Source organism: Fuscibacter oryzae (assembly GCF_016765795.1).
In the GTDB taxonomy this organism is placed as follows: Bacteria; Pseudomonadota; Alphaproteobacteria; order Rhodobacterales; family Rhodobacteraceae; genus Fuscibacter; species Fuscibacter oryzae.
The window spans coordinates 275118-295882 of the sequence record NZ_JAESVP010000004.1 but is presented as its reverse complement, the minus strand read 5'-3'; the positions used below and the strand labels follow the sequence as shown (position 1 = coordinate 295882).

At 61.8% G+C, this 20765-nt stretch carries 19 protein-coding genes; 10 read left to right on the top strand and 9 right to left on the bottom strand.

From position 1 onward, the window contains the following. Positions 1 to 3: 3 nt before the first annotated feature. From recF to gyrB, 4 genes are all read left to right on the top strand, one after another. The gene (gene recF, locus JI744_RS09600) at positions 4 to 1104 is read left to right on the top strand and encodes a DNA replication/repair protein RecF (protein ID WP_202660038.1); all 1101 of its coding nucleotides are present in this window, start codon (positions 4 to 6) and stop codon (positions 1102 to 1104) included. Beyond that, positions 1101 to 1538, top strand: a complete 438-nt coding sequence (locus JI744_RS09595; protein ID WP_202660036.1) for a VOC family protein — start codon at positions 1101 to 1103, stop codon at positions 1536 to 1538. The genes recF and JI744_RS09595 overlap by 4 nt, the downstream gene beginning before the upstream one ends. After that, positions 1535 to 2155 (top strand): LysE family translocator, encoded by a 621-nt coding sequence (locus tag JI744_RS09590; protein WP_202660034.1) that lies wholly within the window; start codon positions 1535 to 1537, stop codon positions 2153 to 2155. The genes JI744_RS09595 and JI744_RS09590 overlap by 4 nt, the downstream gene beginning before the upstream one ends. Before the next feature lie 80 nt (positions 2156 to 2235). Next, entirely contained in the window at positions 2236 to 4686 is a 2451-nt protein-coding gene (gene gyrB, locus JI744_RS09585) for a DNA topoisomerase (ATP-hydrolyzing) subunit B (RefSeq protein WP_202660032.1), read from the top strand. 27 nt (positions 4687 to 4713) lie between these two features. Here the strand turns inward: gyrB and JI744_RS09580 are convergent, their stop codons facing one another. From JI744_RS09580 to JI744_RS09565, 4 genes are all read right to left on the bottom strand, one after another. Continuing rightward, positions 4714 to 6249, bottom strand: a complete 1536-nt coding sequence (locus tag JI744_RS09580) for a DHA2 family efflux MFS transporter permease subunit (protein ID WP_202660030.1) — start codon at positions 6247 to 6249, stop codon at positions 4714 to 4716. After that, the gene (locus tag JI744_RS09575; protein ID WP_236019362.1) at positions 6246 to 7340 is read right to left on the bottom strand and encodes an HlyD family secretion protein; all 1095 of its coding nucleotides are present in this window, start codon (positions 7338 to 7340) and stop codon (positions 6246 to 6248) included. The genes JI744_RS09580 and JI744_RS09575 overlap by 4 nt, the downstream gene beginning before the upstream one ends. Further along, on the bottom strand, positions 7327 to 7800 hold the full coding sequence (locus JI744_RS09570; RefSeq protein WP_202660018.1) for a MarR family winged helix-turn-helix transcriptional regulator: 474 nt from the start codon (positions 7798 to 7800) through the stop codon (positions 7327 to 7329). Before JI744_RS09570 ends, JI744_RS09575 begins: the two co-directional genes overlap by 14 nt. A 174-nt stretch (positions 7801 to 7974) precedes the next feature. Next, positions 7975 to 9264, bottom strand: a complete 1290-nt coding sequence (locus tag JI744_RS09565; protein WP_202660016.1) for a PQQ-dependent sugar dehydrogenase — start codon at positions 9262 to 9264, stop codon at positions 7975 to 7977. Between the two features lie 187 nt (positions 9265 to 9451). On the opposite strand from JI744_RS09565, the gene JI744_RS09560 reads away from it, so the two are divergent. The 3 genes from JI744_RS09560 to JI744_RS09550 are packed head-to-tail and all read left to right on the top strand — an operon-like array spanning position 9452 to position 11863. Continuing rightward, positions 9452 to 9985 carry an RNA polymerase sigma factor gene (locus JI744_RS09560; protein ID WP_202660014.1) on the top strand — a complete coding sequence of 178 codons (534 nt, stop codon included), beginning with the start codon at positions 9452 to 9454 and terminating at the stop codon, positions 9983 to 9985. Then, complete coding sequence (locus JI744_RS09555; RefSeq protein WP_202660013.1) at positions 9975 to 10556, top strand: hypothetical protein; 582 nt, start codon at positions 9975 to 9977, stop codon at positions 10554 to 10556. Before JI744_RS09560 ends, JI744_RS09555 begins: the two co-directional genes overlap by 11 nt. Then, a complete protein-coding gene (locus tag JI744_RS09550) occupies positions 10553 to 11863 on the top strand; it encodes a S8 family serine peptidase (protein WP_202660012.1) in 1311 nt (436 codons plus the stop codon). The genes JI744_RS09555 and JI744_RS09550 overlap by 4 nt, the downstream gene beginning before the upstream one ends. Positions 11864 to 12121: 258 nt before the next feature. Here JI744_RS09550 and JI744_RS09545 read toward each other — a convergent pair whose 3' ends face one another. The 5 genes from JI744_RS09545 to JI744_RS09525 form a co-directional block, all read right to left on the bottom strand. Beyond that, positions 12122 to 12895 carry a DeoR/GlpR family DNA-binding transcription regulator gene (locus JI744_RS09545; RefSeq protein ID WP_202660005.1) on the bottom strand — a complete coding sequence of 258 codons (774 nt, stop codon included), beginning with the start codon at positions 12893 to 12895 and terminating at the stop codon, positions 12122 to 12124. Positions 12896 to 12997: 102 nt separating this feature from the next. Next, positions 12998 to 14056 (bottom strand): ABC transporter permease, encoded by a 1059-nt coding sequence (locus JI744_RS09540; RefSeq protein ID WP_202660003.1) that lies wholly within the window; start codon positions 14054 to 14056, stop codon positions 12998 to 13000. Continuing rightward, positions 14053 to 15591 carry a sugar ABC transporter ATP-binding protein gene (locus tag JI744_RS09535; RefSeq protein WP_202660001.1) on the bottom strand — a complete coding sequence of 513 codons (1539 nt, stop codon included), beginning with the start codon at positions 15589 to 15591 and terminating at the stop codon, positions 14053 to 14055. Before JI744_RS09535 ends, JI744_RS09540 begins: the two co-directional genes overlap by 4 nt. Next, positions 15588 to 16226 (bottom strand): DUF2291 family protein, encoded by a 639-nt coding sequence (locus tag JI744_RS09530; RefSeq protein ID WP_202659999.1) that lies wholly within the window; start codon positions 16224 to 16226, stop codon positions 15588 to 15590. The genes JI744_RS09535 and JI744_RS09530 overlap by 4 nt, the downstream gene beginning before the upstream one ends. A gap of 52 nt (positions 16227 to 16278) precedes the next feature. Beyond that, a complete protein-coding gene (locus JI744_RS09525) occupies positions 16279 to 17220 on the bottom strand; it encodes a D-ribose ABC transporter substrate-binding protein (RefSeq protein ID WP_202659997.1) in 942 nt (313 codons plus the stop codon). A gap of 299 nt (positions 17221 to 17519) precedes the next feature. On the opposite strand from JI744_RS09525, the gene JI744_RS09520 reads away from it, so the two are divergent. The 3 genes from JI744_RS09520 to JI744_RS09510 are packed head-to-tail and all read left to right on the top strand — an operon-like array spanning position 17520 to position 20762. Next, on the top strand, positions 17520 to 18986 hold the full coding sequence (locus JI744_RS09520) for an L-fucose/L-arabinose isomerase family protein (RefSeq protein ID WP_202659995.1): 1467 nt from the start codon (positions 17520 to 17522) through the stop codon (positions 18984 to 18986). 1 nt (position 18987) lies between these two features. After that, a complete protein-coding gene (locus JI744_RS09515; RefSeq protein ID WP_202659992.1) occupies positions 18988 to 19803 on the top strand; it encodes a transketolase in 816 nt (271 codons plus the stop codon). Further along, positions 19803 to 20762 (top strand): transketolase family protein, encoded by a 960-nt coding sequence (locus JI744_RS09510; protein WP_202659991.1) that lies wholly within the window; start codon positions 19803 to 19805, stop codon positions 20760 to 20762. The genes JI744_RS09515 and JI744_RS09510 overlap by 1 nt, the downstream gene beginning before the upstream one ends. Positions 20763 to 20765: the final 3 nt, after the last annotated feature.

The following is a 20765-nucleotide window of genomic DNA, read 5'->3' as shown; positions in this document are numbered from 1 at the left end:
GCGTTGGCTGGTCTCGCGATCACCTCTTTGAAACTGGGGCATTTCCGCAGCCACCGCGCAACGCGGCTGGAATTTGATGGCCGCCCCGTTGCCCTGGTCGGGCCGAACGGCGCGGGAAAAACCAATATCCTAGAGGCGGTGTCGCTCCTGTCGCCGGGCCGCGGTTTGCGCCGGGCTGCCGGGGATGATCTGGCCCGCAGGCCAGAGGCGCTTGGCTGGCGGATCGAGGCCAATCTGCGCGGCATGACCGCCGATCACCTGATTGAAACCGGCGCGGACAAGGCAGAGGCGCGAAGCCTGCGGATTGACGGCAAAGCGGCCCCGCAATCGGCCTTGGGCCGCATTTGCCGCGTGCTTTGGCTGGTGCCCGCGATGGACCGGCTATGGATAGAAGCGGCCGAGGGGCGCAGGCGGTTTCTTGACCGGATGACGCTTTCCTTTTTTCCCGACCATGCCGAACAATCGCTTGGTTATGAAAAAGCGATGCGCGAACGCAACCGTATGCTTAAGGACGAGGTTGCCGACGCCCGCTGGTACGCCGTGCTTGAAGGGCAAATGGCCGAGACCGCAACGGCCATAAGCCACAATCGCCGCGCCGCGCTGATGCGGTTGGCACAAGCGCAGGCCAGCGTCGAAAGCCGTTTTCCCCGCGCCGATCTGGCCCTATCGGGACCAGAGGGTGCCGAAGACCCTGACCCCGCCAACTTGCCAGCAATCTGGGCCGAAACGCGACGGCGCGACATGGCGGCGGGGCGAACGCTGTCGGGTCCGCATCGAAGTGACCTGCGCGCCCTTTACGCCAGCAAGGGCATTCCCGCAGACCAGTGTTCCACCGGAGAGCAAAAGGCCCTGCTGATCAGCCTGATCCTTGCCAATGCCCGCGCACTGGCGGCCGATCTGGGCAAAGCGCCGGTACTACTGCTGGATGAGGTTGCGGCCCATCTCGACGCCGATCGCCGGGCTGCGCTATATGACGAGATCTGCGACCTTGGCGCTCAGGCCCTGATGACCGGCACCGAGGCCGCGTTATTTGAGGCGCTTGGCGACCGGGCGCAAACCATTTCGGTTGAAGACATCGACGGCATATCAAGGATTTCCCCATGACTCCGCAGCGCGTGACCCTGATCACCCTTGGCGTCACCGACCTGGCCGCCGCCAAGGCCTTTTATGCCGCCTTGGGCTGGCAAGAGCATGGCAAGGGTCAGGTGGGGGTGGCTTTCTATCAGATGCACGGCGCGGTTCTGGCCCTGTTCGGGCTGGCCGATCTGGCTGCGGATCAGGGTCGGCCAGAGGCCACTTTGGGCACGGGCGCAGCAACGCTGGCCCAGAACTTTGCAACTGAGGCGGAGGTTGATGCCGCTTATGCCGCCGCCCTTGCCGCTGGCGGAACGGCACTCAAGGCCCCGCAAAAGGTATTCTGGGGTGGATACTCGGGCTATTGGGCCGACCCTTGGGGCCATGTGTGGGAGGTGGCGATGAACCCGTTCTGGCCCATGGCCGCAGATGGCAGCCTGACCTTGCCGGACAGCGCCGAATGAATATCTCGCTGCATCAACTGGCGATCTATGCACTTGGCATGGCGGGCCTGTGGGCTGTTCCGGGGCCGGTCTGGGTTGCGCTGACAGCGCGGGCGCTGTCGGGCGGGTTTCGTGCTGCCTGGCCTTTGGCCGTTGGCGTGGCGCTTGGCGATCTGGTCTGGCCGCTGACAGCGATACTGGGGCTAAGCTGGATCGAAAGTGTCTATGGCGATTTCCTCAGCCTGCTGCGCTGGGTCGCCGCCGCGGTATTCCTGATTATGGGGATCATGCTGGTGCGCAAACCCGCAGCCACCATGAACGCCGACAGCCGCCTGACCAAGCCCGGCCTTTGGGCGGGCTTTTCGGTGGGTGTTGCGGCGGTGATCGGCAACCCCAAGGCCATCCTGTTCTATATGGGCGCCCTGCCCGGATTCTTCGATCTGGGCAAGCTGACCGCCTTCGACATCACCGCAATCATCGCGATTTCGGCCTTTGTACCGATGCTGGGCAACCTGGGCCTTGCGCTGTTTCTGGACCGCGCCCGGCAGTTGCTGTCCAGCCCGCAAAGTGTGCGTCGGTTGAACATGATCTCCGGTTGCCTTCTGCTTTGCGTGGCGGCTGTAATCCCCTTCCTGTGACCCCAAATCTTGTGTCGAAGGGGTGACATTCCATGCCCCAACCGCTATAAGTCGCGAGCAATATCAGAGGTTCCCGACGCATGGCCAGCGCGCCCATGAAGCCAGCCGAATACGGCGCCGATTCCATCAAAGTTCTCAAGGGGTTGGAGGCGGTTCGCAAACGCCCCGGCATGTATATCGGCGATACGGACGACGGGTCGGGCCTGCACCATATGGTCTACGAAGTCGTCGATAATGGCATCGACGAGGCCCTTGCCGGTCACGCCACCGAAGTGGTGGTGATCATCCACGCCGATGACAGCGTTTCGGTGCGCGACAACGGGCGCGGCATTCCGGTGGACATCCATCAGGAAGAGGGCGTTTCGGCGGCCGAGGTCATCATGACCCAGTTGCACGCGGGCGGCAAATTCAACAACACCGATGACAGCGGCAATGCCTATAAGGTCTCTGGCGGTTTGCACGGTGTGGGCGTTTCGGTGGTCAACGCGTTGTCGGAATGGCTGGAACTGACCGTCTGGCGCAACGATACCGAGTATAACGCCCGGTTTGAGGATGGCGAATGCACTGTGCATGTGCATGAGGTTGGCTCCGCGCCGGGCCAGCGTGGCACCCGCGTGCGGTTTTTGGCCAGCTCCAAGGTCAACCGCGTGGACGGCACGTTCTCCAACCTCGACTACAGTTTCAAGACACTGGAAAACCGCCTGCGCGAACTGGCCTTTCTGAACTCTGGTGTCCGCATCATCCTTGAGGATGAGCGCCACGCAGAGCCACAAAGGGTCGAGCTGTTTTATGACGGTGGCGTGCGCGAGTTTGTCAAATTCATTGACCGGTCCAAACAGGCCGTGATGCCGGAACCGATCTATATGGTCGGCGAAAAGAACGGCATCGGGGTAGAGGTTGCGATGTGGTGGAACGACAGCTACCATGAAACCGTACTGCCGTTCACAAACAACATTCCGCAGCGTGATGGTGGCACCCATCTGGCCGGTTTTCGCGGCGCGCTGACCCGCACAATCACCGGCTATGCCCAAACCTCCGGCATCGCCAAGCGCGAAAAGGTTGATTTCACCGGCGATGACGCGCGCGAAGGGCTGACCTGCGTCTTGTCGGTCAAGGTGCCGGACCCAAAATTCTCCAGCCAAACCAAGGACAAGCTGGTTTCCAGCGAAGTGCGCCCGGCGGTGGAAAATCTGGTCAACGAAAAGCTGAACGAATGGTTCGAGGAGAACCCCGGGCCCGCCAAGATCATCGTTGGCAAGATCGTTGAGGCAGCGCTGGCGCGTGAGGCGGCCCGCAAGGCGCGCGAGTTGACGCGCCGCAAGACCGCGCTGGATGTGGCCAGCCTGCCCGGCAAGCTGGCCGATTGTCAGGAACGCGACCCCGCAAAATCGGAACTGTTTCTGGTCGAAGGTGACTCCGCCGGTGGCTCTGCCAAACAGGGCCGCAGCCGCGCCAATCAGGCCGTTCTTCCCCTGCGCGGGAAAATCCTGAACGTGGAACGCGCGCGGTTTGACCGGATGCTGGGCAGCCAGGAAATCGGCACCCTGATCACCGCGCTTGGCACCGGCATTGGCCGGGATGAGTTCGACATCGGCAAGCTGCGTTACCACAAGGTCGTCATCATGACCGACGCCGACGTGGACGGCGCGCATATCCGCACGCTGTTGCTGACCTTTTTCTTCCGGCAGATGCCGCAACTGATCGAGGGCGGCTATCTCTATATCGCGCAGCCGCCGCTGTACAAAGTGGCGCGCGGCAAGTCCGAGGTTTACCTTAAGGACCAAGCAGCGCTGGATGATTATCTGATCGAAATGGGGTTGGAGGGCGCGGTGCTGCGCCTGTCGAACGGCGAAGAGATCGCCGGGCAAGATCTGGCGCGCGTCGTCGAAGGCGCACGCAGCTTTCGCCGGGTGCTGGATGCCTTTCCGACCCATTATCCGCGCGGCATTCTGGAACAGGCGGCACTGGCCGGTGCCTTTGACCCGGGCCGCGCCGATGATGATCTGGCGGCTGTGGCGCAATCTGTTGCGCATCGGCTGGATCTTGTTGCGGTTGAATATGAAACGGGCTGGGCTGGCCGTATCACGCAGGATCATGGCATCCGCCTGTCGCGCGTGCTGCGCGGCGTGGAAGAGTTGCGCACACTGGACGGTGCCGTCCTGCGCAGCGGCGAGGCGCGCAGGCTGGGCCAGATCGCCGGGCAAAGCCGAGACATTTATCGTGACCCGGCCCGTCTGGTGCGCAAAGAGCGTGAGCAACTGATCCACGGCCCGATCGACCTCTTGAAATCGATTCTGACCGAAGGCGAAAAGGGCCTGACCCTGCAACGCTATAAGGGTCTGGGAGAGATGAACCCCGAACAGCTTTGGGAAACCACGCTGGACCCGGAGGCGCGCACTCTGTTGCAGGTCAAGGTTGATGATCTGGCCGAGGCGGACGACATCTTCTCAAAGCTGATGGGCGATGTGGTCGAACCGCGACGGGAATTCATTCAGGCCAATGCCCTGACGGTGGAAAATCTGGATTTCTGACAAAACGGGGCCGAAAGGCCCCGTTTTTCAATCGGCGTGAACAGCCGGGGCCGGACCAGATTGTGCCCCCGGTCGCCGCAGGGTCAGGGCCAGCGGGATGGCCGCCAGTGTCATGATCAGCATCAGCTTGAAATCGTTGATATAGCTGATCATCGCCGCCTGCGCATTCACCATGTTATCCAGAATCTGCAACGACTGGGCATCCCCAACCAGCGCGCCGGGCAAAGCCTGCCGCAGGGCCGGGCTGGTTTGCGTCAAGGCCCCGGCAAGCTCCATATGGTTGATCTGAACATTCCGCGTCAGCATCAAGGTCACCACGGAAATCCCGATGGAAGAGCCGATATTGCGGACCAGACTGTAAAGGCTGGTCGCATCGGCCCGGAACCGCACCTCGATGGTGGCGAATGTCACGGTGGACAAGGGAACAAACACCAAACCCAGACCCAACCCCTGCACAACGCCAGAAACCACGATCAGATGATCATCCATCTGCGGCGTAAACCCGATCATCACCCAAAGCGAGACCGCAATCAGCGCCAGCCCCGCCGAGACCAGCAAGCGCGGGTCGATCAGCCGCACCAGCCGCCCCACGACCAGCATTGAAATCATCGTGCCCACCCCGCGCGGGGCCATCACCAACCCGGTCTGAAGTGCCGAATGACCAAACAGGCGCGACAGCATCGGTGGCAACAGGGCAAGACTGGCCAGCAGGATGATGCCGACGATGAAGATGAACACCAGCCCGGTCACGAAATTGCGGTCAGCAAACATGCGTGGATCAAGGAAGGGCTGGTCGGTCGTCAGGATATGGACGGCAAAAACCCAAAAGCCCACCACAGACAGGAACAACCAGATCCAGGTTTCATAGGCGTTGAACCAGTCAACCTCGCCACCGCGATCCAGCATCATTTGCAGGGCCCCAATGCCCAGCGACAGCATGGCAAAGCCCATGATATCAAACCGCCGCAACCGCACGACACTGCGTGGCAGATAGGCCGCACTGCCCAGAAAGGCGATCAACCCCAGCGGCAGGTTGATCAGAAACACCCAGCGCCAGTTGTAAAACTCGGTCAGCCAGCCCCCCAGCGCCGGGCCGACAATCGGCCCCACCATGATGCCGGCGCCCCACATCGCCATGGCCTGACCGGCCTTTTCGCGGCTGTTGATGTCCAGCAGGAAGGTCTGCGACAGCGGCACCACGGCGGCCCCGAACACGCCCTGCAACACGCGGAACAGCACCATCGATGGCAAGCTCCACGCCAGACCGCAGGCGACCGAGGCGACCACGAAGCCAACGATGGAAACCAGAAACAGCTCTCGCTTGCCGATCCTGTCCGACAGCCAGCCTGTCACCGGTGTCATGATCGCCGCCGCCACGATATAGCTGGTCAGAACCCAGCTTATCGTATCCTGCGAGGCCCCCAGATCACCCACCATCGACGGCAGCGCCACATTGGCGATGGTCGTGTCCAGCACCTGCATGATCGTGGCCAGCATGATTGCCAGCGTGATCAGGCCCTTGTGTGGAACCTCGGCAGGGGTTTGGTCGGCAGCAGCACTCATTGCGTCACGGCACCTGCAACGGCGGCTCCGGCCGGGGCATCAACCGAACTGGTGTTCACCACCACCTCTGCCGACAGGCCAGAAGCCAGCAGCGGCGCATTTGACAGATCTGTCAATTCAATGCGCACCGGCACGCGCTGTTCAACCTTGACCCAGTTTCCCGTCGCATTCTGGGCGGGCAACAGCGAAAACTCCGACCCCGTTCCGGCACCGATCGCCATCACCTTGCCCTCCAGCCGCGTTCCACGAGAGGCGTCCAGCACCACCTCGACCGGCTGGCCAACACGGATATCGGCCAGTTGGGTTTCCTTGAAATTCGCCTCGACCCAAGTCTCACCAGTCTCGACCAGAGTAAAGGCCGTCTGACCAGACGAAACCATCTGACCCGTGCGGAAGGACGAGGCCTGATAGATCACGCCATCGGCGGGCGCATGAACCTCTGTCTGTTTCATGTCATAGGCGGCGCCTTCACGGGCAACCAAAGCGGCCTGCACTTCGGGGTGGTCGTCCACGGCAGCCTGCGGGTCACCGCCAAGGGCGGCAAGGGCGGCTTGCACGCCAATATCCGCCGCTGCGGCCTGCTCTGCCGCCGCTTTGGCTGCGTGGCGGGCGTCATCCAGCGAGGAATCGGTCGCGACACCTTTGGTTGCCAAGGCAGATTGCCGGGTCAGATTGCTTGCCTGATAATCCGCAGTGTCATGGGCCAGTTTGGCCTGCGCCACTGCCTCTGCATAAGCGGCCTTCAAGCGCTGTACATCCAGCCGCGCGGCGTCCAAGCCCACTTCGGCGCGCCGTAGCGCGATCCGCGACGGCTCGGGGTCGATGCGGAACAGCAGATCCCCGGCCTTGACGGGTTGATTGTCGGCCACCTCGACCGCAATCACCCGCCCGCCAAGTTGCGGCGCAACCGACAGGCGCGCCTGATGCAGATAGGCGTTGTCGGTTTTTTCTTTGCCACCCGATGTCATCCACCAGCCGCCCGCAGCCACCAGAAGAACCAGCGGCACACTGGCCATCAGCAGGTTTCGCTTCAGGCGTGACCGCCGCTGCGGCAACACAGCATCAGCGGGGGCCGCGTTATCGGTTGTCATCTTGCTCAACTCCTTGCGCCACCTGCCCGGCAGCTTCATTCAGATTGGCGATCACGCGGGAAAGCCCCCCCAGCAGCGCCTGACGCTGTTCGCCCGTCAGGCCGCCCAGCGCCTCGCCATAAACCTCATCGGCCATGGCGCGGATTTCGGCATGAACGGCGCGGGCACGGTCTGTCGGCACGACCAGCCTGACCCGACGGTCCAGCGGATCGGGACGGCGCTCTACCCAGCCAGCAGCTTCCATCCGGTCCACCAGACGCGAGACGCTGATCGGCTCGATCTCCAGCAGGTCGGCAAGCCGGGCCTGCGTTGTCGCCTCGGCGCACTTGGTCACCGTGACCAGCATCCGCCATTGGGCGGACGACAGGCCATGGCGACTGACCCGGCGTTCAAACGCCTTGCGCACGGCGCGCGCCGCTTCGTGCAAAAGGATTCCCAGACTGTCGTTACGATTTTCCATAAGCGCGACATATAATAAGCACGCTTATAATCAATCTGCGAAAACGCACAGCGACGCAACCGTTTGGGGCCCGCTCCGCACAAACGAAACCTGCAACCTCAATTGGTCAGCACCAGAAAGGGGATGCGCCGTTTTAAACTGACCACTGCAAGGGCACACCAAAGGCGCGCCGTTCTAGGCCCCGGTGACCCGCAGGATCACATCGCCCACATCATCGGCCACAAGAATAGAGGCTTTGTCTGGCCCGATTGCCACACCGACCGGGCGCCCGTAGGAAACCTTTTCATCCGGCGAGAGAAATCCCCACAAAATATCCCGCGGCGGGCCGCTTGGGTGGCCGTCACGGAATGGCACGAAGATGACGCGATACCCACTGAGTTTCGAGCGGTTCCATGACCCGTGCTGGCCAATCACCATCCCGTCGCCAAAGCCCGGCAGCGTGCCCGCAGGCATCCAGCACAGGCCAAGCGATGCCGTATGCCCGCCCAGAGCATAGTCGGGCGTAACCGCGCGCGCGACCAAGGCCGCATCCTGTGGCACCCGGTCATCAACCGTCTGGCCCCAATAGCAATAGGGCCAGCCATAGAACCCGCCGTCCTGAACCGAGGTCAGATAGTCGGGCGGCGTTTCATCGCCCAGCCCGTCACGTTCGTTCACCACAGTCCACAGCTTGCCCCCGACCGGCTCCCACGCCATGCCGACGGGGTTGCGCAGGCCGCCGGCAAAGATCCGCGCCTGACCTGTCACAAGGTCCAGCTCCCAGATTGCGGCCCTGCCCTCTTCCGCTTCCATGCCCTCATCGGCAATGTTTGAAAGTGACCCCACCCCCGCATAGATCCGCTTGCGGTCGGGTGAGACGATAAGGCTGCGGGTCCAATGCCCGGCGGGTTTAAAGCTGACCAGCTTTTTCCCCGGCCCGTTCAGGCGCGTCGATCCGGGCTGATACTCAAACGCGACGATGCCGTCGGTATTGCCAACGTAGAAAGTATCGCCCACCAGCGCCATCCCGAAGGGCTGGTTCTGGTTTTCCAAAAAGACCTCGCGTTGTTCGGCAACGCCGTCGCCATCGGCATCGCGCCAAAGGCTGATGCGGTTTGCACTGTGGCCCAGCGCGCGGGCGCGGCGCATGGTGGCTTGCATCACCCGGTCCATCACCGTTTTTGGCGGGTCGGTCTGCAACAGCGCCTCGGCCACCAGAACATCCCCGTTGGGCAGCACCTCGATCCAGCGCGGATGCTCCAGCCCGCTGGCGAAGGCGTTCACCTTCAGCCCCTGTGCGGCCTGCGGCAACTGGCCCGGCCCCCAACCTTGGGCCGTCGGCATCTTCAGCGTCATGATCCCTTGCTTGCGCGCCTCGGGAATTGTTGGGGCCGTGCCCACCGCCGCCATGCTGGGCGCCCCCAGCCGCCGCAACAGCACCATGGCACCGCCGACAACCGCCCCCAAACGCGCCCACATATCCATGGTTCTTTCTCCCCTATCTCAGGCCAAGGCTAGCTGGACGTCTCGCTTTCGCCTAGCCGGAAACGGGCGTCACAACCACATGCAGTCACGCTGCGTTCGATTCCGCCTGCTAAATCTGCTTGGGCTGGTCAGGACGGCGGGCGCAGCGTAATTGGCTTGTATGAGTGATGTTGTCCTAGCCGCCTTGATGAAACGCATCGCATCGGGCGACCGCGGCGCCTTCGCGCAACTTTACCGCGAGATGGAAAGCCCGCTTTACCGATTTGTCTCGTCGCGATTGAACGATCAGCAGCGTTCATCCGACATAACCCATGACGTCTTTTTGCAGGTCTGGCGCGATGCCGGGGCTTTCGAGGGAAGGTCCAAGGTTCGAACATGGCTTTTCGCCATGGCCTACAGGAAGGTGGTTGATGTTTACAGACGAGAGAACCGGCTGGTTTTTGGTGAAGACGTGCCAGAAAGCGCCGATGAAAGCCCGAACCCCGAGGCCTGCGTGCTGGCGATGGAAAACAGGGATGCCGTCCGGCAGTGCCTGGAAACCCTCAGTCCCAGCCACCGGGCTGCAATAGAGCTGACGTTCATGGAAGACATGAGTTATCCAGAGGTGGCAGAAATCACGGGCGTTCCCGAGGGGACGGTGAAGTCGCGCGTGTTTCATGCCAAGCAGCTATTGCTGCGCTGCCTCTCAACCAAACTTGGGATGAAGCGCGATGACCAGTAACACAGCCGGAATGCAGGAACCTGTCGAGCAGCTTTTGCCATTTCTGGTGAATGGCACGCTTGCAGGGCCAGATCGGGCGCGCGTTGAAAAGGGCCTGCGCCATGATCCGGCACTGGCCGCCGAGGCAGCCCTGCTTGGCCAGTTGCGCGACGCCATGAAAGCCATGCCACAGCCGGCATCGCCCGCCGAATTCGGGCTGGCCCGGCTGATGCGCGACATTGACCGTGAGGCGTCCGCGCAGCGCACGCGTAGGTGGCAGCTTGCAGGTGGTGCCGTTGCCGCCGCCGCAATCGCCCTTGCCGTTATGCTGGTTCTGCCCCCTGGCCAGACAGAGTATCAGCAGGCCTCTGGGGATCCGGGGCGCGGTGACCTGACCGTTGCCTTCGTCCCTGGCGCAACTCTTGCCGAGGTGACGGACCTTCTCCAGAATAATAACCTGGAAATCGTAGATGGCCCGTCGGCAATTGGCCTTTATCGGCTGGATGTGACCGCGGGGGCGAATCTCGATGCCATTGCCGACAAGCTGCGCGCCATGCAAAGCCTTGTCGAAAGTGTGAGCTTACCTGAATGACTTCGTTTGCCCTGATCCTGGCATTCCTGACGAGTTTTGGCGGCGGCCTGCCGCATGTGTCTGACCTTGCTCAGGGATCAGACCTTGTTCTGGCACAATCGACCGTTTCTCCCGATCCGACAGGAGAGGACGATGACCCAGATACCCCGCCAGACCCTGAAAAACCGCCACGCGGTTTTGCCCGCGAGGCGGGCGAGGGTGCCGGTCGAACTGCGGGCGGGGGCGGTTCGGTTTTGCGGGCCGGGCAAGCTGTTCTTGCGCCTAGCGGAAACCCCGAAATCCTGCTGGCTGGCAGCAAGGCGCAACTGGATGCAGCCTCTGCGCTGGCCGCCGACATGGGCGGGGTGGTTCTGCGTCGGAAAGCGCATGGCAACCTTGGCATTGGCACGCTGGCGTTGGACAGTGGCGGGCAATTTTCGCTGGCCAGTCTGCAAGGCAAGCTGCGGAAAGCGGAGATTGCCGTCAAATCCGGCTGGAACACCCTTTATACGCAATCGTCAGAGCCGAGGCTTTATGCGGGCGATCTGATCGGGTCAGACAACCGCGCCGGCTGCAAATTGCCAAAGGCGCAAAAGATCGGCCTGATCGATGGCCCCCTGGATGCTTCCGCCTTGCGGGGCGCAAACATTGTGACCCATTCGGTTCTGCCCGCCGGAGAGCCTGCCGGAAGCACAAACCACGCAACCGCCGTGGCCAGCCTGATTGTCGCGCCACCGGGTGGGCCGGGCAGTGCGGGTTTTGCCATTGGTGCCCAGCTTTACGCTGTAACCGCTTTTGGTGCCTCTGGCAGTCGCGATCTGGCGCAGGTTGACACTATCACCGAAGGGCTGGACTGGCTTTTGGGCAAGCAGGTTCCGGTGATCGGGCTGCCATTCACCGGGCCGCAGAACGATATACTGGCAACCGTCCTTGGCCTGGCCGATGCGCAAGGTGCCGTGATGATTGCGCCGGTTGGAAACAACGGGCAAGGCGTCGTGGGCTTTCCCGCCGCTGATGCTCATGTCATCGCGGTGACGGCGCTTGATGCGAAAAGGCGCCTCTATTCGCGCGCAAACCAGGGAAGCCAGACAGATTTTTCCGCACCGGGGGTAGATTTGTATCTGCCCGCGCCGGGGGGCTTTGGCTATCAGTCCGGCACCTCTTTTGCGGCGGGCATCGTGACCGCACTTGCCGGGCAGCAAAGCGCACGGGGTGCGCGTGGGCGTGCGGCTGTGGTCCAGCAACTGCGCAGTCAGGTCGAGGATCTGGGAGCACCGGGCCGCGATACAGCATTCGGCTATGGTCTGGTTCGTACAGACGGCTGCTGATTTTCTTTGAACCATCCGCCGCTCTCGCGCGACTAACTTGATGTGTGAGTGGAGCAGGGCATTCCAATTGTCCGCAAAGGCACGGCAGGGGCAAGGTTTTTCCCATGTCGTCAAGGGCGATTGGTGACGGCCTCGTGACGGACCTGTAGGGTTCGGGGTGCGAGTATTTTTGTGAGTTTAGCGAGTGGCGGGCCGGAGCTTATGCTTCGGCCCATTTCGCTTTTTGACCCGATCCCCCGCCGCGGCCCCCCGTCGCGGTCAGTGTGCGATCAGCAGCTCAATTCCCCGCGCCTCGAACTCTTTCGCATCGGCATCCGATATTCCATCATCGGTGATGAAGGAATGGATCACCTCCAGCGACCCCAGCCGGGTAAAGCTGCTTTTGTTGATCTTGGTGCTGTCGGCAACAAGATACACGCGGGATGCCGCGCGGATCATCGCCTCTTTCAGTTGCAGGTCGGCAAAGCTGGGATAGGTCAGCCCCGCATCCACCGCCACACCCGCCGTGGCCAGAAACAGCTTTCCGGCAAAGATATTGCGGAAATACTCAACCGATTTGTCGCCTGACAGCGACAGCGTGGGCGCCTTGAATTGCCCGCCCGGCATATGCACGGCAAAGCCGGGAATAGCACCCAGCAGGATCGCGATATTCAGCGCATTGGTAATGACGGTCAGGTTCTTCCTTTGCACAAGACGCGTCGCGACCTCGGTCGTGGTGGTGCCCGCATCAAGGATCAGCGTTTCGCCATCCTTGACCAGACTGGCCGCCAGCGCGCCGATCTTGCGCTTTTTGTCCATGTTGTCCTGATGATGCAGCGTCAGGCTTTGGGCCTGCGCGGGCATCTGGTTCAGGAAGGCACCCCCATGTTCGCGGGTGATGAAACCGTCGCCCTCCAACCGCTCCAGATCCTGGCGGATCGTCGCTTCGGATACCTGAAACACGGCGGCCAGTTCGCGGACACGGGCGGCCCCCTCTTCCTGAATCCACTCCAGAATCCGGCGGCGGCGGGGTTCGGACAGAAGGCCCGCCATGGTCTCATCTCGTGCGATGCTGGGCCGGTGCTGCAAGGGACTGCCTTTCTGCCGAAGATAACCCGTTTCTAGGCCATTCCCGCCCGGCTGCAAAGCGGGCCGTTACCGGCCTGCCGCCGCCTCTTGTTGCAGGGCCACACGCGCCTGCAACTTGCTTTGCGCCTGATCAATTACCACGGCGGCGATGATGACCAGCCCTTTGATAACGGTTTGCCAGAACGAACTGACACCCATCATGATCAGCCCGTCAGACAGGATGCCGATGACAAAGGCCCCCACGATGGTGCCGCCAATCCGCCCGCGCCCGCCCGACATCGAGGTGCCACCCAGAACCGCCGCCGCAATGGCGTTCAACTCAAACGTCTCGCCCGTCGCCGGGTGACTGGCCTGCAACTGGCTGGCGATGATCAGCCCGACCAGTGCCGCACAAAGCCCCGAGAACATATAGACGAACATCTTCACGCGCGTGACCTTGACGCCCGACAGCGCCGCCCCGCGTTCATTGCCTCCCACGGCATAGATATAGCGGCCCAATGGCGTGCGGCGGGAAATATAGGAAGCCAGCAACCCCACCAGCACCAGCATCCAGATCATCACCGGCAACCCCAGAATGGTGCCGCTGCCGATCCATGGAAAGCTGGCCGAGCCGTATTCGGCATTGCCGCCAAGGTTCGGGAAGGTGCGCCCGTCTGATGACAAGAGCGCAGCCCCCCGCGCGACATAAAGGGTGCCCAGCGTGGCGATGAAGGGTGCCACGTTCAGCCAGGTGATCAAAAGCCCGTTGATCAGCCCGACCCCGACGCCGACCAACATAACCAAAAGCGCAATTTCCAGTGTGTTGAACTGGATCGACCAGCCAAGCCCCAGATCGATACCGTTCAGCACCAGCCAGCCCGCCACCATGGCGCAAAGGCCAACGATAGAGCCAACCGACAGGTCGATCCCGCCGGTGATGATGACAAAGGTCATCCCGATAGCCAGAAACGCATTCAGCGCAACGTGTTTCGACACGATCACCGCATTGGCCGCCGACAGGAAGTTGGGGGCGGCGAAGGCAAAGAAGGCCAGCACAAGGATCAGCGCCACAAAGGTGCGGGCACGCAGCAAAAGCAGCAGCAGCGCAGTGCTACCCGGTGTGGCGGGGGCGGGAATGGCGGTCATGCGGCAAGTTCCTTGACGGCTTTGGTGGCATTGGGAGCAGTGGCGGAAATCACCGCAGCGGCATCGGTTCCGGCAGGAAACTCACCAGTGATGCGCCCGTTGGCCATGACGATGATACGGTCGGAGAGGGCAAGAACCTCGTCCAGATCAGAGGTGACGAAGAGGATGCCCAGACCATCTGCGGCCAGACGGCGCATGGTGCGGAACACCTCGGCCTTGGCGCCAATGTCGATGCCGCGGCTGGGTTCATCCATCAGCAGGATCTTGGGGTTGGTCATCAGCGCCTTGCCAATGACCACCTTTTGCTGGTTCCCCCCCGACAGGCTGGAAACCGGGTTTTCCACTCGCGCCACCTTGATCGTCATGCGTTTGACGAATTCCATGGCTCCCTTCATCTCGGCCTTCAGGTTCAGGTGGAAGCCTGTGGCATAGGATTTCAGCGCCGAAAGCGTCAGATTTTCGCGGATCGACATGATCTGCACCAGACCGTCGCGCTTGCGATCTTCGGGAATCAGCGCGATGCCACGGGCAATGCGACCCGGTACATCACGCTCGGTCAGCGGCTTGCCCGCAACATGAAAAGCCCCGGTAGAATGCGGATGCTGGGCCATGACGCATTCCAGAAATTCGGTCCGGCCAGCGCCCATCAGGCCATAAAGGCCCACAATCTCACCCGCATGCACCGACAGGCTGACATGATCAACCGTATATCCGCCCCCAAGGCGGGGCAGGCAGATATTATCGGCACGGAACACCTCTGCCCCGAAGTTCGCAGGTTCGGTCCGGCCGAATTCCTTGCTGCTGTCACCGATCATGGCGCGCACGATCCAGGGGATATCCACCCCCGCCATCGACCGCGCACCGGTGATCGCGCCATCGCGCAGAACGGTGATGTAGTCGCCGACACGGATCAGTTCCTCCAGCCGGTGGCTGATATAGACGATACCCACGCCCTGCCGCTTCAGGTCAGCAATGACGCGGAACAGAACCTCGACCTCGGCTGCCGAAAGGGCGCTGGTGGGTTCGTCCAGAATGAGGATGCGGGCGTCCTGCGCCAGCGCCTTGGCAATTTCTACGATCTGCTGCTGGCCGATTCGCAGGGTTCCAAGGGGGGTATCAGGGTCAATCGGCTGTTCCAGCCGGGCCATCAGGGCGCGGGTCGCCTCGCGCTGTTTTGCGGCGTCAATGTCCATGCCTGCGCGGGTGGGTTCGCGGGCGATAAAGATGTTCTCGGCCACGGTCATGTTGGGAAACAGGTTCAGTTCCTGAAACACGATGCCGATGCCATGGGCCACCGCTTCGGATTTCGACCGGAAATGCACCACCTTGCCCGCCATTTCCACGCGGCCCTCGGTCAGCTCCTCAACCCCCGCAATCACCTTCATCAGCGTGGATTTTCCGGCGCCGTTTTCCCCGACCAGCACGTTGACGGCACCCATGCGCAGATCGAAATCCACGCCTTTCAGGGCGCGGGTGCCGGGGTAAACCTTGACGCCATCGCGGATCGACAGGCCGATAGGGTGATCGGCGCTCATGGCGCAACCTCAACCACTGTGGGTGTCAGCAACCAGGCGTCTGTTGCCTTGCGCAACGCGATGACGCCCATGAATGTCACCATTTTTCCGGTAGGGTCGCCCTCGGCAAGTTTGATTGCCCCAGCAGCGCGGTCGTTCAGCGCGCGGCCCAGCTTGGCAAATTCGATCTGGTCGCGGAAGCTGGTGAAATCATAAAGCGCGGGCGCAAAATCGCGCAGGGCACTGCCTTTGACCACAGGGCCAAGCTGCACGGTCAGGTCGGATTTAGCATCCCCGTCCACATCCACATCCAGCGTGCGGGCGCGCGAGGTCAGGTTGGCCGCAACCACCTTGCCCTGCCCTGCCACGGCAAAGTTCCATGCCGCCCCGTCACCCGCGCCGCGCTGACCGCCTGCGGTGTCAAGTCCGGCTGCCAGCTTGGCCTTAAGATCGATGGGCGGCAGGGCCTTGGCCGCAATCTCTGGCAGCAGTTTCGCGTCATAGGTGTCGGACAGGATCGTGGCGATCCGGGCATCGTCACCGCTGGCATCTGCCGAGGGAGATTTGTCATCGGCGGGCGCGGTCTTGACGATCTTGCACCCGGCAATGCCGAAAGCCGCAGCCAGACAGGCCGCCGTCAGAGTCATGCGTTTCATTGTCTTCTCACGGAAAGGGTGCCCGGCGCAGATGCGCGCCGGGCAGCAACCATCAGTCCTTCAGGGCGAAGGTTTCCAGCTTGGCGGCATTGTCGCCATTGACCAGAACGCAATCCATCAGTTGCTTTTCCTCAACCCCGGTCTTGCCGGTTTTCAGGAAGGCATCGGCCTGGGTCACAGCCAATTGCGCCTGTGCGAAAGCCGGTTGCAGAACGGTGGCCTTGATGCCGCCCTTGGCGATGGAATCGCGCACGTCGTTCGACCCGTCAAAGCCCACCACAATCACATCGGTGCGGCCCGCGGCCTCAAGTGCTGCATAGGCGCCCATCGCCATGGTGTCATTGCCAGAGATCACACCCTTGATCGACGGGTTGGCCTGCAACATCGATTCCATGACCGTGTAAGCCTCGGTCTGCGACCAGTTGGCGGTTTGCTGGGCCAGCATCTTCATGTCAGGATACTGATCGATCACGTCATGATAGCCTTTGGACCGGATACCAGCGTTGGTATCGGATTCCTTGCCAAGCAGTTCGGCAAAATCACCCTTTTCGCCCATCAGCTTGACGAACTCTTCGGCGCCCAGTTGCGCGCCCTGATAGTTGTTCGACACGATTTGCGAAACGGCCACGCCCGAAGCGGTGATTTCACGGTCGATCAGGAAGGACGGGATGCCCGCATCCTTGGCCTTCTGAACGGCAGCAACCGAGGCATCGGCACCTGCGTTGTCCAGAATGATCGCCTTCACACCCGCTGCAATGGCGCTGTCGAACAGTTCCGATTGCTTGTTGGCGTCATCGTCATGCACCAGGACCATGGTTTCATAGCCCAGTTCCTTGGCCTTGGCGGCTGCGCCATCGGCTTCGGCCTTGAAGAACGGGTTGTCATGGCTGGGCGTAATGATGGCGATGGTGTCGGCAGCATTGGCCAGCGAGGGCAGAGCCCCCGCCATGGCCAGCGCAAAGGTAGACAGCAAAAGACGGCGTTTGAAGTTCATCGAAAGACCTCCCTTTTCGATTGCACCCGAGTGGATGCGATTCCTCCGCAACATTCCTGCGTCTTGTTTGTGATTCCCGTCAAGAGCTTTCGTTTGTTTTTGATTTTTTCGCGCAGCGCGGCACGTTCTCGCTGCGCCGCGGCGGAAAATTCCTTTGTTTACTGGGTATCCGGCAGGATATCGCTATCTTAACGGGTTGCGATACGTCTGCGACTCGGATATAAAACGCAATAAGCGAAAGTGATCGAAACCATTCGATCCGCCGCGCGAGGGGGCGCGGTAGCCAACCGGAGGACCGCATGACGCTTACCATTCGTCGCAAGATCACCCTTGGCGTGGTCATCGGCAGCCGCGCCTTTTTCAGCCCCGCACCCTGCAAGGATGCGCGCGAACAGGTGCTGGCGCAGCTGGAAAAACTGGGCGTCCGCGCCATCACCCTGCCGTTCGAGGCTACGGCGAACGGTGCAGTGCAGTCGATCGCCGATGCCCAGTTATATGCAGATCACTTCAAGCAGCACCGCGATGAGATTGACGGTCTGGTAATCTGCCTGCCCAACTTTGGCGATGAGATTGCGATCATCGAACTGGTGAACCGCGCCAAGCTGAATGTGCCGATTCTGCTGCAGGCCAGCAATGATGAGGTGGACAAGGTTTCTGTTCATGCCCGGCGCGATGCGTTCTGCGGCAAAATCTCGGTCACCAACAACTTCTGGCAATACGGCGTGCCGTTCACCGAAACCACCAACCACACCAGCGATGTCTGGGGCGAGGAATTCGGCGCCGATCTGGAACGGTTCGCCCGCACCTGCCGCACTGTGCGCGGCCTGCGCGGCGCGCGGATCGGGTCGATCGGGGCGCGGACGGGTGCTTTCCAGACCATGCGATATTCGGAAAAGCTGTTGCAGGCGGCAGGCATGACAGTGGTCACGGTGGACCTGTCAGAGATGATGGGTGCAGCGGGGGCGATTTCCGACAGCGATCCGGCGCTGATCGAAAAGATGAACAAGATCAAGGCTTACGGCACGATTCCGGCGCATATCCAGCCCGCACAGATCGTGAAACAGGCGAAATGGACACTGGCCGTCAACCGCTGGATCGAGGAGAACGGCTGCGACGCCTCGGCAATTCAGTGCTGGCGGTCCTTGCAGGACAATTTCGGCTGCGCCACCTGCGTCACCATGTCGATGATGGGCGAAGAGCTGATGCCTTCGGCCTGTGAGGTTGATGTGATCGGCGCGGTGTCGATGTATGCGCTGGCGCTGGCCTCTGGCGCGCCACCGGCGTTGCTCGACTGGAACAACAACTACGCCTATGAAAAAGACCTTTGCGTCTGCACACATTGTGGCAATTACCCCAAGAGCTTCATCGGCGACACGCCAGAGATTGGCGAGCTGGATGTGCTGGGCGAAACCATCGGCAAGTCGAAATGCTTTGGCGCGGTCAAGGGCAAGGTGAAACCAGGGCCCCTGACCTATTTCCGCCTGTCCACCGATGACCGCGCCGGCACCGTGAAATGCTATCTGGGCGAGGGCGAGTTTACCGACCACCCCTTCCCCATGGATGGCGGCATTGCGGTCACCCGCGTGCCAGACCTGCGCAAACTGATGCGCTTTGTCACCCAGAACGGCTTTGAACACCACGTTGCCATGGTGCGCGGCAATCATGCCGATGTGGTGAAAGAGGCCGTCACCCGCTACCTCGGCTGGCCAATTTACCACCACGGTGGTGAGGTCGAGCCGCAACTTTTCCATCCGAACAGGTTCTGAAATGTTGAAGAACGATCCCGTTGCCCTGATCCGCGAAAAGGCGCTGTGGATGCGCCGCACCGCGTTCACCATGGTTCACCGCGCCCGCGCCGGGCACCCCGGTGGCGATTTCTCGGCCACCGACATCATGGCGACGCTGTATTTCGGCGTGATGAAGTATGATGCCAAACGCCCTGACTGGGCCGACCGGGATCGGTTCATCATGTCCAAGGGCCATGCCACCGGGGCGCTTTATTCTGCGCTGGCGGCAGCAGGCTATTTCCCCGAGGATTGGCTGCCCACCTATATGCAGCCGCGATCCTTGCTGAACGGCCACCCCAACCGCAACTATCTGCCGGGGATCGAGACCAACACTGGCCCCTTGGGTCACGGGTTCCCCGTGGCGGTGGGCATTGCGATTGCCGGGCAACTGACGGGCGCCAGCTATCGCACCTATGTTCTGACCGGCGACGGTGAACAGCAGGAAGGGTCGAACTGGGAAGCCGCGATGCTGTCGGGGCACAGGAAGCTGGTGAACCTGACGCTGATCATCGACCGCAACCGCCTGCAACAGGGCACGGGCACAGAAGAGACCAGCGGGCTGGACCCATTGGACGAAAAATACCGCGCCTTCGGCTGGGAGGTGGTGGAAGTGGATGGCCATGATCCTGCCGCCCTGCTGGCTGTTCTGGGGGCCGCCCCCGGTGACAAACCGCGCTGTGTGATCGCCAATACCGTAAAGGGCAAAGGCGTGTCCTTCATGGAAAACGTGGCAAGCTGGCACCATGGCGTGCCCAATGACGACCAATATGCCCAAGCGATGAAGGAGCTTGTGTGATGGCCCATGCAGCCCCCGTTGCCGCCGGCATGGCGGATTGCCGCGAAGCCTGGGTGAAAACCCTGATCGAAGTGGCCGAGGCCGATCCCCGCGTGGTTTGCGTGGTGAACGACTCGGTCGGGTCATCCAAGCTGAACGCGTTTCAAAAGCAGTTCCCAGACCGACTGATCAACGTCGGCATTGCCGAGCAACTGATGGTTGGCGTCGGGGCTGGCCTTGCCAATGGCGGCAAGGTTCCCTTCGTTTCGGCAGCCTCCTGTTTCCTGACCAGCCGGTCGCTGGAGCAGGTCAAGGCCGATGTGGCCTATGCCAATTTCAACGTGAAGCTGGTGGGCCAATCCTCGGGCATCGCCTATGGCGAACTGGGCGCCACGCACCATTCGATCGAGGATTTCGCCTGGCTGCGTCCCCTGACCACAATCACCACTATCGTGCCCGCCGACCCATGGGAAACCGCCGAGGCGGTGAAATGGGCCGCCGCGCATGAAGGCCCGGTTTACCTGCGCCTGTCGCGGATGCCGGTGCCCAATCTTGATGTGCCAGACCGCAAGTTCCAGCCCGGCAAGGCCGAGGTGGTGCGGCAAGGGGATGACGTGACCATCATCGCCTGCGGCACGACGGTGCATCTGGCCGTGCAGGCGGCCGACGCGCTGAAGGCCGAAGGCATCGCTGCGCGGGTACTGAATTTCTCCACCATCAACCCGCTGGACGAAGCCGCGCTGCATGCCGCCGCCGCAACCGGGGCCATCGTGACGGTGGAAGAGGCCGGGGTTCGCGGTGGCCTGGGTGGCGCTGTCTCGGAATTCACCGCCGCCAACACCCCGGTTCCGGTGGAAAAGGTTGGTTTTCCGGGCTTCCTGCCCACAGGTTCCACCGAGTGGCTGTTCAAGGAGTTTGGCCTGTCGCCCGAAGGCATCGCCGATGCCGCACGCCGGGCCTTGGCCCGCAAGAAGGGCTGATCC